Annotated in this window: 5 protein-coding genes; 3 read left to right on the plus strand and 2 right to left on the minus strand. The window is 37.7% G+C overall.

From position 1 onward, the window contains the following. Window positions 1–31 precede the first annotated feature (31 nt). Complete coding sequence (locus tag NH288_RS02315) at window positions 32–14,998, minus strand: SpaA isopeptide-forming pilin-related protein (protein ID WP_265212793.1); 14,967 nt, start codon at window positions 14,996–14,998, stop codon at window positions 32–34. A 531-nt stretch (window positions 14,999–15,529) separates the two neighbouring features. Further along, complete coding sequence (locus NH288_RS02320) at window positions 15,530–16,306, minus strand: retropepsin-like domain-containing protein (RefSeq protein ID WP_265212795.1); 777 nt, start codon at window positions 16,304–16,306, stop codon at window positions 15,530–15,532. A 152-nt stretch (window positions 16,307–16,458) separates the two neighbouring features. On the opposite strand from NH288_RS02320, the gene NH288_RS02325 reads away from it, so the two are divergent. The 3 genes from NH288_RS02325 to groL all read left to right on the plus strand — a co-directional run bounded on the left by NH288_RS02325 (window position 16,459) and on the right by groL (window position 18,987). After that, complete coding sequence (locus NH288_RS02325; protein WP_265212797.1) at window positions 16,459–16,947, plus strand: hypothetical protein; 489 nt, start codon at window positions 16,459–16,461, stop codon at window positions 16,945–16,947. Between the two features lie 120 nt (window positions 16,948–17,067). Further along, the gene (groES, locus tag NH288_RS02330; protein ID WP_106461435.1) at window positions 17,068–17,352 is read left to right on the plus strand and encodes a co-chaperone GroES; all 285 of its coding nucleotides are present in this window, start codon (window positions 17,068–17,070) and stop codon (window positions 17,350–17,352) included. 15 nt (window positions 17,353–17,367) lie between these two features. Beyond that, a complete protein-coding gene (groL, locus tag NH288_RS02335) occupies window positions 17,368–18,987 on the plus strand; it encodes a chaperonin GroEL (RefSeq protein WP_265212800.1) in 1,620 nt (539 codons plus the stop codon). Window positions 18,988–19,399 lie beyond the last annotated feature (412 nt).

Here is a 19,399-nt window from a genome sequence, read left to right on the forward strand (position 1 = left end):
GAAGCTTCATTGAAGCTTCCTTCATTTTCCCTTAGGCTTCTATTGCTTCTTTCCTTTTGAAATAGATAAGTACTCCTCCTAGCATTACTGCTAGTCCTGCTAGGGTGAATCCTATCCAGGTTCCTGGGCCTCCTGTGTATGGGTATTCGGCCTTTTTATTGGTTATTTGGATTGGATTTGTTTCTGAGTTAGGTTTTGTGTCGTCTTTACCTACAATTTCCTTATCATAAACTTTTCCATCTTTATCAGACTTATAAATCTTACCGTTTTCTACCTTGAAGTAGTATTGGTCTTTTTTCATTAGTGAATAGCCTGATGGGGCTTTGGTTTCGTAGATTCGGTATTCGCCATCTGGGATGTTCTCAAATTGGAATTTACCATCTGTGCCAGATCTGGCTGTCCATTTGTCTGCTGGTACTGTTCCAACTCCAGTATATACTGTTCCATCTTTCTTGATTGGCATATATTTATCGTCAGCTTGTTTCTTTTGAAGTTCGAATTCAGCTCCTTGTAGGGCATCCTTACTTGTTTCGTCTATCTTTTGGAAGTAGATTGATGGTTTTTTGATGTTACCTATGTCGGTTGTTAGTAGGTTGATGTCACGGGCTAGATATTTACCTGCGTAGGTTTTCATATTTACAGTTTCTGCACTTGGTGTAAGTGTAGATGATTTTTCTACGTATTTATCTAGTTCTGTCTTGATATCTTCTGTACCAAATGTGACTTTACCTGTTGTTTTGTCGACTTGTCCAACATCATAGGTTGCCTTGGCACCAATTCTTGCATTGTCTTTGTATGGCATGTCTACTATGAAGATATATTCTCTTACTGCGTCTGCATCATTTTTGTTTTCTTCGCTAGTATTTCCAGAGCTTGATCCTACTGGATTGTTTTTCTTTTCCTCTCTGTATGGAGGGGCTATTCTTAGATCTAGGCTATTGCCATCATTGAACTCGACTGTGTAAGATGTGTTATCAGCATCTTTTATAGTATCACCACTTGCTTGTACCAATCTTACCTTGGTATTTGTTTGGCTTAATTTTAGGTCAGTGTTTACTGAGTCTAAGATTAGCCTTGCTTTTTCAAGCTCGCTTGATCTTGCCTTGATGGTAATTTTTTGTCTGAAGGTCTTTGAGTCTGTGTCTATACCTAGGATTTCTGATTTTAGATTTTCTTTATCAGCATCTCCAGAATAGGTATTTACAGAAACTTTCTTCATATCATTTGTATCATCGAAAGAGTTTGTCCATTTGACTTTACCATCTTTTGTGACTTCTAGATTCCAAACTGTTTTAGATTTGGTGTAGCCTTGTGGGGCTTTTTCTTCTGTTAGGGTGTAGGTACCTGCTGGTAGCTTATCAAATAGGATTGTATTATCTGCTTGTTTTGTTCCTATATTTGCAGTGTACTTTTGTTTGCCTGTTGCAGTTAGTAAGAATTCTGCACCATCTAGGGTATTGCCATCTTGGTCAGTTTTTCTTATTTTTATTTCAGCTTTTCTGTAGTTTTCTAGGATTTGTTTATTGTTTTTGATTTCTACAATATTTCCATCCGCATCTACTTCAAAGGTTGAAATTGCATCTTTTGGCAAGTCATATTTTGTATCATCAGGTGATTTTGTTTCTATGACTTGGTAGGTTCCAGGTACTAGGCCTTCCCATGAGAAGATTCCATTGTCGTCTGATGTTCTTGTTGATTTGTCTACATCAGTTCCATCTTTTACAAGTTTAAATTCTGCTCCCTTTAATGGTAGACCTATGCCCAAATCCTTTAGTTTTTGAGAATTTTCCTCAGTCTTATCTACTACATTTGATAGGACACCACCATCTACTTTTGCAAATTCTATTTTGTTTTTGAAGTTTACAAGTTTGATTTCCTTGCTGACATTTCCACTTGCTCCTGGGTTGAAGAATTGTGACCAGGTTTCAAAGTAGGATTTGTAGGAATCTTTGTAGGTTGTACGGTTTTGTGTCCTGTAGTTGTAGTGAGTTTCATCTGCCCTAGTTTTTAGTGACTTGGCATTTTTGTTTAACTCACCCTTAATTTCTATTACATAGGTTGCAGTTTTTGAATCACCTTTTCTGTTTAGGTATCTAGTTGGGATATCTATTTTTCTGGTGATTTTATCATCTCTGTTGTCCTTGGTGACATATTTGTAATACCTATATCTACCATAATTGTAATCATATTGAGAATAATCATAACCGTAATAAGGATTAACTTCTAATGATTCTGTCCAAGTTTTAGTTGGATACCAATTGTATTCATCACCCTTATCTGTAATTAGACTTAAGTCAGAGCGTACTTTGAGCTTACCATTTTCATCTTCTTCATATATATCATATGAATCTGGTAGGTCTCCATCTTCCCATCCATCAATATTTCCACTGCTTGGATGACTACCTGCTCCATTCTTGATATAGGTTTTGACTGATAGATTATCATTTACTAGGATATCTTCATCTGTTGTAAATGATAGGGTTTTGCCTAACATCTCTCTATTCCATGGGTTTAGATATAAAATCGCTGTGAAGGTCTTACCATCTGGGTTTAACCTTAACATGTAGGATGATATATCTGAATCTGGGTTTTGGTAACCATTATATCCAATCTTATCATTTCTTCCTCTGTAGTCTATGGTTATAGAGTCTGAGTAATGATAGTTAGAATAGTTAGGATTTGTTGGATTAGTATTATGTCCTATATCTGCTGTGACTTCTATGTCGTGCTTGTGGTCTACTTTTCTTCTGTTAGGGAAGAGTTGTAGGAACATAGACATGGACTCTGGCTTGTAGTCTTTTACATATTCTGTAAAGGTGTAGGTGATTGACCTTCTGTCATCATTTACCTTGGCCTTGGCAAGAAGTCCTGCAGGTCCTATGATGTTGAAGTATTCGTCACCCTTTTGACCCTTGTCAGTATTATCTTTATTGATACCATCTAGGTCTACATTGTCGGAGAATTTGATTGTGAAGAAATCTCCCGGCTTTATGTCTGCTTTTTCATCAATCTTGAATTTGTATTTGGCAAAGATGCCTTCAGCCTTGTTTGGATATACAACATCTTTTCTCTTTGAGTCTGCTGTTGATACAAGCTCATCTTGTTTGCCATCAAAGGTGATTGATTTTGAAACATCTTCTTTTAGCTCTTCTGGAGCCTTCCATTCTTTATCTCCACCTAGGCTTATTAGTCTCTTCTTGGTGTCTAGGATGAAACCTGCTTTGGTTTTTGTTTCCTTGAGCCAATAGTAGCCATAAGGTAGGCCGGTGAATTTGATTGTACCGTCAGAGCCTGTTTTTTGTTCTCCAACTTTGGTTTCGCCGTCTGTCTTATAGAGAGTGAACTCAACGCCATCTAAGGCTCCACCATTTTCGTCTTCCTTGGTTAGGGTAAATTCACCCTTGCCTGGTTTTTGGTTGATGATATGGGTTACGGTTGCCTCACTTGTACCATCTACTTCTGCTTCTATAGGCTTGTCGGTGCTCTCTTTGCCTTTTTTGTAAATCTTTACCCTACCATCTACTACCTTGAAGGTCTTGATTGGGCCATTGACTTTCATGTACTCTTTGCCATTTTCGTCTTTGGCTGGTTTTGGTTCGATTACTCTATAGTAGCCGTCGGTTAGGTTTGTTATTTTGAATTTACCTTTATCGTCAGACTTGTAGATTCCGACCGGTGGATTTGTTATTTTTTCTGGGTCGTAGTTTTTAACTTTTACTTCTTCTCCAGTTTTCTTACTTATATAATAGTAAGTTGTAGTTCCATCATCGTTTTTCCTTGGTTTTATCATTTCCATATTTGCTGTCAATGGATAATAACCTTGGTTTTCCTTTTGGATATCATCTGGGTCTTGTTTTTCTAGGTAGAACTCAACGTCTTTTAGTGGAGTTTCTTTATCTTTAAGTTTTCCATCCTCTCCTTTGACCTTTTCTTTTCCTACTTTTGTGAAGACTACTTCGGTTTTATTGTTGACAATTCTGAATGAGAAGCCTGAGTTAATGGATTGTCCACCAGCTATTAGCTGATTAGAATCACTTATATTTTTGCCTTCCTTATTTGTAAGTGGAATCCAGTCCTTGCTTCCATCTTCCTTTTTAACTTCTTTTAGAACTGCCTTTAAGGTTGCTACAAATTTTTGGTCGGTTTGTAGGTAACTAAAGCTTAACCTATATCTGTACTTGGTCTTAGCATATCCATCTGGGGATTCTACTTCTTCTAGGATATAGTCTTTACCAAGTTGAATATCATTTGGTAGGTCTATCCTGTAGGAACCTGCATCTGATAGGTCTATCTCTTGTTCGTAGACTTTTGTATCAGTATTTGTTTTATCAGCAGGGTCTTTTGAAATTTTTATTCTTAGTTTTCCCTTGGTGATATCCTTGAACTTACCTTCTTCCATAAAGCCTTTACGTAGGTAGAAGAAATATGGTTTGGACTTATTGATTACGTAGAAGGTGCCATCCTTTTCTACATGAGTTTCTGGATTTTGTGCATTCCTATTTAATAAGTTTTGGAAATCTCCAGCACCTTGTACTAATTCCTTATTTCCCTCTTTGTTAAGTTTTATTTCAAAGTATTCTTTTTGTAAGGCTCCTTTTTCGTCTTCATAGACTTTTATTCCTATTTGCCTATCCATGATTTCGTAGCCATCTGGAGCTTTGGTTTCTTTTAACAAGTAGACACCCTTGGCTAGGTTTTTGATTTCAAAATTACCATCTTCGCTTTCTACTTGGAAAGGTGGGAATTCTGATTGACCTGACTTGGCAGAATCAAGGTCCTTTGGATCGTTTGAAGTTTTTAGTAAGACGAACTTGGTGTCCTTCTTTATTACATTAGATGTATTCCTGCCACCAATCTTCTTCCACTTAAGGTCGGTTGTGGTCTTGGTGTTGGTTATCTCGTAAGGTTTATCCTTTCCATCACCTGTAATATTGGATTCTGTCTTAAAGTTATACTTTGAGTAGAAATTGGTGTAATAGTCATTATCGTACTTCTTAAAGTATTCTTCTTCGACATTAAGTTCTTTACCATCTTTATCTTTGTAGGTTCTCACTATTTGTAGGCCATCATCTGTCTTTTCGACTTTGAATATCCACTTGAATTGCTTGGTGTTAGATTGGTAGCCTTCTGGAATGCCTACTTCTTCTAGCTGGTAGATACCTTCGCCGAGGTTTTGGAAGTCTACCTTACCAGTAGATTGGGAACGACGGAGGGCACTGTACTTACCTGTGGCAGATGAGATTTCGTCTGGTTTGACTTTTTTGTCCTCTTCTGTTGGATTTTGTCCACCTACGCTGATAAGATTTTTTTCTTCATCATACTTATATTCTTTGTTATCGTAAGTGAATTTTTCCACATTACCTTCAGTAGTGTATTCTGTGACCTTCTTGCCGTTGGTGTATTTCTTAAGGGTTGCGTTATTAGCCTCACCATAGTATTCGTAGGCTTTGGCTTTATCATCCATTGAGAATCTTACTTTTGTAAGTCTAAAGTAAGCGTCTTTTAGTGTTTTTTTATTTCCCTTATCATCTAGGTCACTAGAAAATTTCTTGAAGGAGAAGTTGGTCTTGGAGTAGTTTCTGATTTTGATGTCTTGGAGGTTACCATCGTCATCATAATCAGGGTCTCCATTTTGCTTTGTCTTAAAGCCTATAGACTCGTCAAGTTTGCCGTCTGGGTCGCTTTCAAACACCAATTTCAATTTGTGAGTTGTTGAGTCTTGGTCTACATTGAAGAACCATGGGTCTGGTTTTTCAAATTTTGTAATAGCCCTGGTTTCTTGGAGCTTGTAGCGGCCAATAGGAAGGTATCTGAATTCGAAGTTGGAGTTGGAGTATGAGTAGATAGTCTTTTCATAACCACCCTCAATTTTCTTACCATCCTTATCGACTTGGGTTAGCTTAAAGTCGGCAGATTCTACTGGAACTTCTTTTTCAACAATTTTATCGCCCTCTTTTACTTTGGCCTTTTTGCCTTCAATTTTTTGGAATTTGAGGTCGATGTAGGCTTTTTCGTTGTTTACACTTACAAATTCGCCCTTTGTGTTTTTGGAGAAGAACTTGTTTGTATCAGACATCTCTTGGTAAATGCCTTGTTCGTTTTTCTCGTAGCCTTTTACCTCTTGCTTCCATGAACCTTTTTCATCTTCTGTAAAGGTGATAGCAAGGAAGGAGTCGGTTGGCTTGAAGCCATCGGCTGGTTTTATTTCTTCTAGGATGTAGGTGCCTTCACCTATGTTGGTAAATTCTACACCTAGTTGGTCATTTGAAATTGCCTTGGCAAATTTCTCTTTCTCATCATAAGGTTGGACTCTCATTGAGTCTAGCTGTTCTGGTGTAAGGTCTGTTCCATCTGCGCCTTTAGTTGTTTCTTTCTCATAAGCTGGCTTGTTATTTTCAAATACTAGCTTTCCATCTTTATCAAGCTTAGCTTTTCTTAAGGAGAATTCTGCTCCTCCTATATTTTGGTAGGATGCCTTATCCTTTTTGAAGAAGTTTAGCTTTGTTTTGTTTTTGTAGTTGGTAACTCTAGCATCGTGGATCCACTTGTATGAGGCGTCTGGCCTTGCTGGATCGGAACGACCATCATCTTTTACCTCTTCTATATATCTTGCAAAGTCAGGGTCTCCCTTTTTGAAGCCCTTGATAGTTTTGCCTATAAGTTCTTTCTTTTCAGCTTCTGTTATGCCGATGTTGAAATCGTCATTTGCAGAGAAGGTGTGTTCAAAGTCGAAGGTGATATCCATGTAGTTGGCATCTCTTGGTACTTTTTCTTTGTTTATTACTACCTTGAAGTACCACTTCATGTTATTACCATTTTTATCTTTTGGAGGCCTATAGGTGTTATCTGGGGTCTTGATTTCTTCAAGCTCGTAGATACCTGGGGTTAGCTCTCTGAAGTAGTTATCTCCTGGCTTACCAGTAGCCTCTGACACTCCGTCGAATTTCTCATCGTAGTATTTTGGAAAACCTGTTTTGCCTGTATCGACATAAGTACCATCTTCTTTTTTCTCATAGATTGGAACTCTCTCACCATTTACAAGCTTACGAGCCTTAAATTGTGAACCTGTTAGAGCAGCCTTGTTTTCATTGACCTTGGTAATTCTTAGCGGAATTCTAAAACCTGTTTCATCGTGGTTGAAGATTTCAGTTAGGTTACCATTTGAGATATTGACTATTACAGTATTATTCTCTTTAACATCTCTAGAATCAAATCGGTATTCTGATACAGTCTCAGATCCCCAACCACCAGCTATTTCTGTATCTCTAGTATAGACTAGTTTGTAATCAGAATCTAGGTCAAGACCTTTGTATTCTAAGGTGCCCTTATAAGGAGCATCTCTTTTGCTATTTGGAACTTTGACCCAATTGTCTACTAGGCCTTGTCTTTTGTTGACGAAAAGTTCAACTGTACCTGGAGAACCTTTTGGCTCATCCTTACTATTATCTATTCCGTCCTTTTGGTTGGAATAAATGAAGTTTGCCTTTAAGATCATCTCACTTGTTGGGTGTGGGGTATTTTCATCTATGAAGCTTGCTTCTACATTTACATCACGATCTGGCATCTCGAAGGTACAGGTAGATCCATCAACCTCTGCAGGGTCACCGTTAATTAGTAGTTCAGCTAACTTCTTGCCAGGATTTGGTGTGATTGTTATTGTAACTTCTGTACCTGGTTTGACGTTATTTTGTGGGCTTGCACTAATGCTTCCGCCACCTGTACTGCTTGTGTTGACCTTGTGGCCTTCTTGTGTTCCAGGTACTTGTTTAGTACCATTATAGATGATTTCAGGTTTCATATTGGTGATTATTTCTACACCATTGTTACCTTTTTCTGTATCTATTTCTTTTTTACCAGTGTCATTGCCATTTATCTGTTCATATTTATAGTAGGTTCTCTTTTTACCATTATGACCAGGTTCAGTTCTAGTTTCTCCAATTTCTAAGTTTGGGTCATCTCTAGTTTCTGTAGTCATTGGGATTATTTCATCTTCGTAACCTTCTCTATAAGATATAACTGGTTCGCTTGTTTTTACACGAATTCTAGGTGGGTCTATTGTTTGTGTAGTGGTTTTTTTATTAGAGTCGTGCTTATAAGTTATATTTCCTATAATATCATAAACACCTGTTACTAAATCAGACTTAGCTTGAACTTCAAATTTTATACTATAAGTTTGTCCTTTTCTTATAGCAGGTTTACCTGATTCAATTCCAATCTTCTTCGTATCTGGATTATAAGCGGTATGCCATCTTGTTGTTGGTGCATTGCTTATATCTCCATACCAAGATAGGGTTGAATTTGCCTTAAAGTTAAAATTATCATTGAAAGTGAAGTCAAAGTATGGCTTTGTATCAAAGTTTCTCTCACTTTTGTTTTTAAGGTCTATTTTAACTTCAAATACTCCTCCACCTAATTCTTTAACACTTGTTGTTACTTCTGTACCACCATAAAGTTGGGCATTTTTAGTGTTTTCAATAGTGTATTCTACATTTCCAGCTTGTACTGATTTTGGAATGATTTCTTCACCTATCTCCAGTCCACCTGACCTTGGAGCTGCCATTGGTCTATTAAATTGTAGTGGTTCTGAGATATCTAGACCTGCCATCCTGAATCTTATGCTTTGGGCAGCGTAGTCCATTTGTTTTGGATTTCTGGTCTTGCTTGGGTTGTCCCTGTATTTTTTGACTGTTCCATCTCTTTCTACTAGGATGTACCATGGGTTTGGATCTCTTTCGTAGCCTGCAGGTCCCCTAAATTCTTCTAGGACGTAGTGGCCTGGTTTTAGTTGGTCGAAGGTTACTATACCTTGGTTAGGGGCTTCTTCTTCGATTTCTTTTGGGCTCTTTCCAGTTTGGCCGCCTTTGCCATCATCTTTTGTGATTGGTACTCCTGGTGTTACCTTTTGAATGTATTCTTTTGGATACTTTTTGTCCTTATCCTTGTACTCTATCTCGTAATCTTCATTTGCTGTATAGAGCCTGAAGTAGGCACGTCTTAGACCGACTCTTATTGGGTTACCATTTTTATCTGTATATCCTATTGCGTTACCGACTTTCTTGATTGAGAACTTTCCTAGTTTTTCTTTTTCAAGGAAGTCGACTACTCCCTTAAATACTGAGTGGAAGTCGGTTTTGGCGTTGGTGTTAGGGTCTCTTACGATTACCTTCATATGGCCTTCGTTGGCTATGGCCTCTGCCTCTACCTTTAGGAGGATGTCATCAGCCTTGTTGTAGTCTTTTGGTGGGTTTGTTTCTCTTAGGATATAGTAGCCACCAAATTCTAGGCCTCCTAAGTGGAAGAGGCCCTTTTCATCTTGGATGATTGGCTCTTTATTGATTGGTTTAAAGTTTCCTTTTTCATCCTTTTCGCCAATTATTGCCCCGTAGAAGTCTGAATTGTAGAGGTTGAAGCTTACTGGCTTTCCATCTTTGCCAAATAATTTTTCATTGACTTCTGTAGCTTCTACTTCTGTTTTGCCTTCTTTTTCTACGATTTTTCCCTTGTATTTTTTGAAGTCTATATCTATGGTTCTGGCCTTATTGCCTATTTGGTAGGCTTCGACTTTTTCATAACCCTTAATTATATTAGATATCTTAACTTCTGTTAGCTTATTGGAGTTGAAGATTTTATCTTGGTTCTCTCCAGCTTCTGCCTTTGGTACCTCATAAAGCTTGTGGGTGAAGTTGCCATCTTTATCTAAGCTTACTATAAGCTTCCAACCATAGAGGTCGGTTTTTTTGTAGCCTTTTGGTGCTTCTAGCTCTTCTAAGAGGTAGACTCCGACTTTTAGGTCTTTGAAGGTGATATATCCGCCGCCCTCTGCTTGTTGGCCATCGACCTTGGCTCTTGGAGCTTTGGTTTTGGTGGAATTATCTGTGTAGGCTTCTTCTAAGTAGAAGTCACCATCTACCATTTTTAGGGACATGAGTCTAAATTTAGCATCGCCTAAGCCTAGGTGTTCTTTTGCAGTGTCTAGGTTTTCGGTTCTTACTTTTCTAAATTTGATTTCTGTCTTTTTGGCCTTATTCCTAATTATAGGAAGGTCAACGAGTTTTTTATCTCTGGTGGCCTTTTCTGTTTCAAGATTTGCATCTGCTATTTTTGCTTCTTTTTCACCCTTTTCATTTGTAACTTCTTTGTATTCTTGTACAAAGCTTACTTCAACCTTTTTCTTATCATTAGCATCTGTTATTTCTTTAGCTTCGATTAGGTAGAGTGGGGCTTTTTCGTAGCCTTCTGGAACCTTTGTTTCCTCTAATACATAGAAACCAGCTGGGATTTGGTCGAATTTGAATTCACCAATATTTCCCTTTTCGGTCTTATCGTATTTTGTGTCATAAGTAAGTTTAGATGGGTCTTTGAATTTATTTTTAGCATCAGCTAAATCACTTGCTTCTATTTTTCTGAGTCTAAATTCTGCACCGTCTAGTTTGATGAACTTATTTCTTTTTATAAATTCAAGTTTACCGAGGTTATCTTCTATATTTGTGACCTTGACTTTGATTTTGTTGTCTTTGTCAAGAACTACAAGAGGTGTTTTGCCGTCTGTATCTTTTGGAACAGTTTTTTGGTCTATTGATACTTCTGTTTCAAAGCCATCGTTGACGTGGATTCTTGGAAGCTTTTTGGCATCGTATGGGCCATTGTCTGGATGGATTTCTTTTCTTATTACTTCGATATCAAAGTCTTGGATTTTTTCAAAACCTTGTGGGGCTTTGACTTCTTGGACCTTGTACTTACCTGGTCTTAGGTAAAGTTTGTGAGCCTTGTTATCATCTGTTGATGTCCATTCTTTTTTCTCACCTGTATCGATATTGGTAAATCTGAATTTGGCATCTGCGAGCTTTTTGCCGTCTTTCTTATATTTATCAATCTCGATTGGAGCCATGACACGACCTGCGATTAGCTCTTGGTATTTGCCTTCGTCGGTGTGGGAGTAGAATACTAATTTTACAGAATCTGCCTTGTCAGGATTCCAATTATTGCCTTCTCTATAAGAATCAATAACCTTCTTATAAAGCTTTTGGGCCATTTCGTATTGGGTGGATTGGACTGGTGGGTAGTTTCCTATCTGGGTTTCATTATCTTTTAATTTTCTAGGAGCTCCTGGCTCATTATTTATTCTTCTATTAGGGTCCTTTCCTTCAAAAGAGCCGTCCCAACCAGTTTTTGGGTAGGTTTGACGGGTACCTGATAAGGTGTGAGGAACTTTCCACTCATCTACGTTGTAGGATGATGGGGCATCGAAATAATCCTTTTCTAGGGACTTACCATCTGTAAAGTGGTGAATTACCCTTTGGTACATGGATGATTCGATGAGCCTGTGCATCACTTGGTTGTTATTGTCTTTCGAATATTCCTTCTTGACTTCCTCACCATAGAAGTAGATCTTTTTCATCAATTCTTCCATAGCTTGGCCCTGGCTTAAATCACCATTATGGTTTAGAGAAACTCCGTCGTAAGTGTTCCCAGCTAGGTAATTCTTTAAGCTATAGGTGCCAGATTGGTTTCCTATGGATTCATTTAGTCTATTTAGGAGGTAGTCACCTGATACATCCTCATGCTTATCTAAGAAGATCTTGGTGTTGCCTGTGTATACTGGGGCATTGACACGGTCGTTGAAACATGATACCATATCGAAGTTTCTATTGATACGCATGATTGGGTATGGACTTTCTATATAGGCTATGTAGCCTTTGGCTAAGTCTTGGGCAGAGATTTTTTCTGTAAAGAGGTTTACTCGGCCGCCTTCATAATCGTAAGACTCGTCGATGTTAAATTTCTTTTTGTCTTTTAGGTTAGGCCTAAAGTTGTAGGTGTCGTCTCTTTTTCCTGAGTGGTTAGGATATTCATAAGAAACTATGGTTCCTGGGAAATACTGACCATTTTGTAAGACAACATCTCCTGCTTGGGTCGTTCTCCTATAGCCACCGTCTTTGAGTGGTAGGTAGTAGACCTTTTTTGCCCTAATTGTTTTCTTGTCTTTGCCATTATTTCTATCAAAATCAGGATTATCTAAGGCTGGGTCTTGGCTTTCGCCACGTCTGATTAAATCTAGTGCGTACCAATCTACCTTAGTATCTGATTTTCTATTTGCAACTATGGTTCTAGTGTTGTCGTAGTAGAATCTCTCGTTGGTAAACCTATCTGTTAGACCGAGGAAGGTTGCAGGAATATTTGTTTCAACTAGGTTGAATGGTACTTCTGCAAATCTTCTAGCCTCTTTCACTCCCTTTAGCCATTTGAGTGGAGTAGGGATAGAGTTGTATTTATTAAGTATGTCTTGTAACAAACCATCAATATAGTTCTTATCAGGGTTTAGTCTAAAGCCAATTGAGTAGGTTTCGTGAACTTGGTCAGGGTCAATTGTTGCTTTGACCTTGATGTATAACTTATTTCCTTCTGGTTTATTATCAACTAATTTCTGTCCAAGATCAGCTTTACTTATTTGAGAATTTTGGCTTAAAAGCTCTCCAAGGTTTGTTGAAGAAATATAACCATCTGTTGTCTCTAGGTCATCTTTATTTTTAGATGCCTTGTAGTAGATATTGGTAAGGCCTTGGTTAGCTGATCCAAACACTGTTAGGTTTAGATTATTAAAGTCAAGTGGGTTTTTAGGGTCAACAAGCTTATCTGTATCGACTTCTATATCCCATTCTACATAGGCTCCTGTTAGTCTGGACTTATCCAAATCAACTAACTTGTCTATTACCTTTCCCTTATTGTCTTTAAGTTTTTGAGAGGTTGTCCTCCAGTCTAGTTGGTAAGGATAAGTACCTGATTTTGTTTCTCCCTCATCTTTTACAACATATTCGCTAGTGACTGGGCTCGGTGTATCTTTATAGACTGTTATTGGATACAAGTTTTGAACCGGGTTATTTTTTGGAGCTACTTTGATGTTAAGAGTAATTGGGTTTTGGTTACCAATTGCTTTTGCATCAAATTCTAAGTTTTGGTCTATATTTAGGTCTATAGTTTCTGTAACCTTTCTTACGTAGGTGTATCTAATAACATTATTATTACCAATCCTTAACATTTGGGCAGTTGCTACTAGACCAAGTTTAGGATGGTTGAGGTCCTTAAGCTGTTGACCCCAATCTTCTCTTAGGTATGGGCCTAAGTTTACATCAAAGTACCAACTAGATGGGATTGGCCAGGCTTTAGATGCCTTAACTTGCATAGTTGTCTTGAGCTTGAACTTCTTACCCTCAAAAGAGTCTGAATTTCCTTGTGGCAATTGTCTAAGATTGTTAAATCTTGTATTTTCTTCCCTGTCCTTTTCTACAAGAGCATTAATGGCATCATTATTGGCTGTCATTAGCTTTTCTTGGTCTTCTCTTGTAAGCTTGTATTTTTTTTCAAAAGAATCTAGGAGGGCTTGGATTTCTTCGATGCCCTTAGTCTTATCGGCTAGGGCTTCTTTTAATTCCTTGTCGGCCTTTTCGAGATTTGTTGGTTCTTCTGGCTTGTTTTCTTGGTTTTCAGGATTTTCCTTTTCTTGTGGGTAGACAAATTTGATTATTTCATCGATATTTATATTAGCTACCTTGTAGGTTTCCTTCTTTAGACCAGTGATTAAATCTCCTATGATTTCTCTAAGGTCAGCTTCATTGAGCTTGTCTCTTTGGGCTATGGCCTTGGTGTAGTTTAGTAGGTCTTCCCAATAGATTTGGTCCTTGTCGTAGGCATAGAGTCTGGATGTGATTTCATCTACAGTTTTTGCCATGGCCTCTGTGAGTCTAGACTCGTTTTTAAGTCTGGCTTCTAGGCTATCCCTATTTAGGAGGAGGGCTGATAATTTGTCGGCTGGATCTTCCTCTTCCTCGCTAGGGTCTTTTTCATCTTCCTTTTCAGCTTGGCTAGCTGGTTTATCATTTTCTTCTGATGGAGTTTTGTCAGCGGCAGGAGTTTGGTTTTCTATAGGAGCCGGCGCTGGGTCTTCTTCTCCCTCTTTATTTTCTTCTTCGCTTCCTTCTATATATATAGGGTTTTTGATTTCCCTATTATTTAGCTGGTAGGATGCGATATGGGTGTTTTTCTTATCTACCTTTGTACTTAGGCTTAGCTTAGCTAGGTAGGCTTTTGGAATTTCGAAATTTATTTTTTCTGCAAAATCGATTTCTTGGCTAAATTCCTTATTGATTACAAAACCTTCTGGGCTCATCTTGTAGTAGTCTAGTCTGATTTTTGTTTCGTCTGTGATTTGATTTGCATCAGGTTTTAGCACATAGTCTACTGTTCTTACTTCTTCTTTTTCATTGGCTAGGTAGTCTGTCCATTCTATTTGGTCATATTTTACAAATATGCCTCCTAAAATTCCTTCTTCTTTGTATGTAGCTGTGAGATTGTTAGCATCACTTTGTTCTAGCTTGATTGTCTTGATGGTATTTTCACCATCATCTAGGTCTTCTTCTTTGGCTATTAGCTTGTAGGTTAAGACCTCATCATTATCCTCTGCTAGTCCTAGGGCTAGATCGAAGTTTCTGCCATCTTTTGCTTCTCTGATGTCTGCACTTATCTTATAGATTATTTCATCATGGGCCTTATTTTTTAGTATAAGGCTATTAAGTTCATCATCAGATGTTTCTACTGCTAGGTCGTTTTCCTTATTAGCATCTATGGCGCTTGCAGAAACTAACCTTAGGGAGTTGATATTTGGCATGGCTACTAGAGATAGGCTTAAGTCCTTATCTTCTCCTTCTGCAAGAGGATTCTTTCTCTTTAGCCTTATTTCATAGTCAATCTTTGTGAGGGATTCATCGAGTGTAGCCTTCATATCTATAAGGTAGTCTTTGCTTTCTACAAGCTTTGTTGAATCTATTTCTGCTGCTTTGACGTCCTCTGTGGTCTCATTTTGAGCAAGGCCCATTATTGATGTGTCCTCATCATAATTTTGTGGCTCAGGCTCGCTTGCGAATACGTTTGTCGGAATGGACATGGACGTTGCAATAATTAGGGCAAAGACCTTTCTTGTCAATAGGCTTAATCTTGCTTTCATATAGACCTCCTTTCTTCGTCTAAATTTGCTCTCTGTCTTCTGTGGTATTTCTTTTTATGGATAATTATTATCATATCTAGTCCTTTTATTGATAAGTGATTTTTTAGAAATATTTTTATAATTAATTTTGGACGCATTGGCCTAGTTTCTATATATCTATCATATAATACTTTTTGATTTTTGACAACAGATAAAAATGCCATGGTTGACGCTTTTGCATGCTAAGGAAAATTGGTTTTAAATATATTTTTGAGCGAAATATATATAAATTTCTTAAAAATATCAGAATAATTTTATATATATTGGGATTTTCTTGGGAAAATTTTAAATTAATTATTAGTTTATTTAATTTTATTTTTTGGAATGTTAATATGTATAAAATTTCTATAGATTTCTAAAAATGTAAGATATTGTGATATTTTAAATTATGGATTGTGAGAGAAGATTTAGAAATATTTTAAGGCTGGGAGAAGAATTTTTCGCCCAGCCTTGGTGATTTTTGTATTAAATATGAATAAGTTTTTAAAGATTTTAATAATTTTCTAATTTGATGAATGCTTGTGGACCATAGATTGACCATTTGGTCTGTCTTAAGAGGTCTGCTCCAAAGACTACTTGGATGTCTTTGTCATTTAGGCTCTCATCTATGGCAACTGATCTAATCCTTACTTCTTTATTGTCTAATTTGAAGGTGAACCTATTGAGGAATTTTACATCTTCTATGGCATCTCCCATAAGCTTCATCGTTTGGGAAAGATCTGCATCTGCATCTATTATATCAGCTCCTATTGGCTTTGAGACAATGGTTAGAGGTCTAGATGTATCTATGGCTGCCTTTATAATCTTGTCATTTAGGCTTATATTTAGGATTGGTTGGTTTGTTTTTATAGCGTTTGGCTCTAAAAAGTCTGATGTTTGTACTTCAAATTTGCCCTCGGCAAGATTTCCTCTCCAGGCAAATTGGCTTATGACATTCCAACCTATGACCATGTCGCAGTCATTGGTATTGCCCAATTGATCTCTTCCAAGGTCAAAGACTTCATCCTTTGCTACAAGGACTGGTACCCTATTTAGCTTAAGCCCTCCGATGAGTAGCTCGCTCAAAAATCCCCTTTTGTAGGTCTTTTTCTCGTCTATATAGTCACTATCAATCAATTCTATTTCTAGGGATTTGGCCACTGATTCCTTTATCATGGTATTGCCTCTGGTGTTAAATAAGGCGATAAGTCCCTTGCCATTTGAACCTAGGCCTAGGTAGATGAAGTTTAAAAATTTGGTATCTGCTATTGGAACTAATGAAAAATTCATGTTCTCTCCTTTGTATGTATTTTTATTATATTATACCTTAAAGATTGGCAAAGTATAAAGATGAATTATCCTTGCGAATGTCCATTGTATTTATCTAACTTTTATTGTACAATTATAGTACACTCATTGTCTAGTGTTTGAAAGGAGGTTTCATGAACGAACTAATAATTGCCATCCTTCCAGAATATGTGAAGGGCAAGGGGATTTATTCTAGAATCTATTGTGAAGACGGTGCCTATCTTGACCAAAGGGGCCCTGCCCTATTTCTTAAAAATCTCTACTACAATCATGGCAAGGATAAGCAAAGAATTGACAAGCATATAAAGGCAAACTACCAAATCCACCGCAACCTGCCTTATGTAATCGACTCAAATGGTGTATTTTTCCCTTTCAAATACAGAAAAAGCGATTACGACAAGGAAACAAGAGCCTTTGTAAATGTGAAATATGTCGAAAGAATAGAAAATAGCGAAATAGTCCTAATAACAGGAGAGAAAATCTCAACACTCGCCAGCGAAAAGGCCCTAATATCCAGCAAAAATCTAGCCCAATCATTGATGTTTGAAGAGATGGTGAGAATCTTGAGAGAGCAAAATTCTTCTATAAGGTTTTTGACAGCCACAATAAAAAATACCATTTAAGCTTGCAAAAAATAATCTTCTTAGTATATTACTATTATGAGTTAGCAGTCGAAGTTAATGAGTGCTAACACCTATCATTTATCATTAATCATTTGCGATAAGCAAAAGAAAGGATCAGACATGAACTTAAAACCAATCGGAGATAGAATTGTTATTAAAAAAGCTGAAGCTGAAAAAACTACAGCTAGTGGAATCGTGCTTCCAGAAAGTGCTCAAGAAAAACCACAATATGCTGAAGTAGTAGCTATAAGCGCAGATATAGAAAACGACGAGAAGAAAAAAGATTCCCTAAAGGTAGGGGATAAGGTTATTTATTCTCAATACGCAGGAACAGATGTAAAGCTAGAAGATAGCGAATATATAGTTGTCAAATATAACGACATTTTAGCAGTAGTAGAAGCTTAAGAAGGAGAGATATAGATGGCAAAAGATATTAAATTTGGAAAAGACGCAAGAGATGGTCTTGAAAGAGGAATCGATAAACTTGCAAATGCAGTAAGAGTAACTCTTGGACCAAAGGGCAGAAACGTAGTATTAGACAAGGCTTATGGTGCACCAACAATCACAAATGATGGTGTGACAATAGCAAATGATATAGAATTAGAAGATAGATTTGAAAACATGGGAGCTCAACTTGTAAAAGAAGTAGCAACCAAGACAAACGATGTAGCAGGTGATGGTACAACAACAGCCACAGTCCTAGCCCACGCAATCATCAAAGAAGGCCTTAAAAACCTAGCAGCAGGAGCAAATCCAGTAGTTTTAAATAAAGGTCTTAAAAAAGCAACCGACATAGTAGTAGACTATATCAAAGAAAACTCTAAAGAAGTAGAAGACAAACAAGCTATAGAAAATGTCGGCACAATCTCATCACAAGATGAAAACATCGGCAAGCTAATAGCAGATGCCATGGAAAAAGTAGGCAACGATGGAGTAATCACAGTAGAAGAATCAAAAACAACAGACACCTACCTAGATGTAGTAGAAGGAATGCAATTTGACAAGGGCTACCTATCACCATACATGGCCACAGACAACGAAAAAATGATAGCAGAGCTAGATGACCCATACATCCTTCTAACAGATAAGAAAATCTCAAACATCCAAGAAGTCCTACCACTCCTTGAACAAATCGTCCAAGAATCAAGACCACTACTAATCATCGCAGATGATGTAGACGGAGAAGCCCTCACAACATTAATCCTAAACAAACTAAGAGGAACATTCAACGTAGTAGCAGTCAAAGCTCCAGGCTATGGTGACAGAAGAAAAGCCATGCTAGAAGATCTAGCAATCCTAACAGGCTCAACAGTAATCAGCGAAGAGCTAGGCATGGACCTAAAAGAAGCAACAATCGACATGCTAGGTTCAGCAAAGAAAGTAAAAGTAGACAAAGATAACACAACCATAGTAGAAGGCAAGGGCGATAAAGAAAAATTAGCTGAAAGAGTAGAAGTAATCAAAACTCAACAAGCAAGCGAAGAAAGCCAATACGAAAAAGAAAAACTAGCCGAAAGACTAGCCAAACTTGCAGGCGGAGTAGCAGTAATCAATGTCGGAGCAGCTACAGAAACAGAAATGCAAGAAAAGAAATACAGAATCGAAGATGCCCTATCAGCAACAAGAGCAGCAGTAGAAGAAGGAATCGTAGCAGGCGGTGGAGTAGTCCTAGTAGGAGCAATCGATAAGGTAGAAGCCCTAAGAGAAAGCCTAATAGGCGATGAAAAAACAGGAGCCCTAATCATAGAAAGAGCCCTAGAAGCCCCACTAAGACAAATAGTAGCAAACGCAGGCCTAGACGGATCAGTAATAGTAGAAAAAGTTAAAAATAGCGGCAAAGAAGAAGGCTACGACGCCTACAACAACGAATTCGTAAACATGTTTGAAGCAGGAATAGTAGAGCCAACAAAAGTAACCAGATCAGCCCTACAAAACGCAGTAAGCGTAGCAGGAATGATACTCACAACAGAAGCCGCAGTAGCAGACATACCAAAAGAAGAACCTGCTATGCCAGCTGGCCCACAAATGCCAATGTATTAAAATCCAAAATAAAAAGCACTCCCTGTGGGTGCTTTTTATTTTGGATTTTATAAGAAATATGCTATATATTTTAAAAGAGTGTGGAAATATTAAGTAGGCCCGTGCAGAGGACCTCGCAGCGAAGCGAAAAGCAAGATTAATATTGAAATTATATTTAACCTTGGTATAATAACATTGAATAAGAAAGATATTATTATGTGTCCATGCTGACACAAAAAAACCAGGAGTTGCAGCTCCTGGTTTTTTATTTAGGCTAGTTATCACGTTTACTTTATCAAGCTTCGCTTGACCACTCCGTGGAGGGTCTCCCAGAGCCGACGGGCTAGTTTCTAGCCATTTGCAGATTAGGTGACTAACCACGTCTGCCATGACAGAGATTAAGAAGGATAAAATAATCTTCATGTGAACACCT

The sequence above is a fragment of the Anaerococcus sp. NML200537 genome (assembly GCF_026131715.1).
GTDB lineage: Bacteria > Bacillota > Clostridia > Tissierellales > Peptoniphilaceae > Anaerococcus > Anaerococcus kampingae.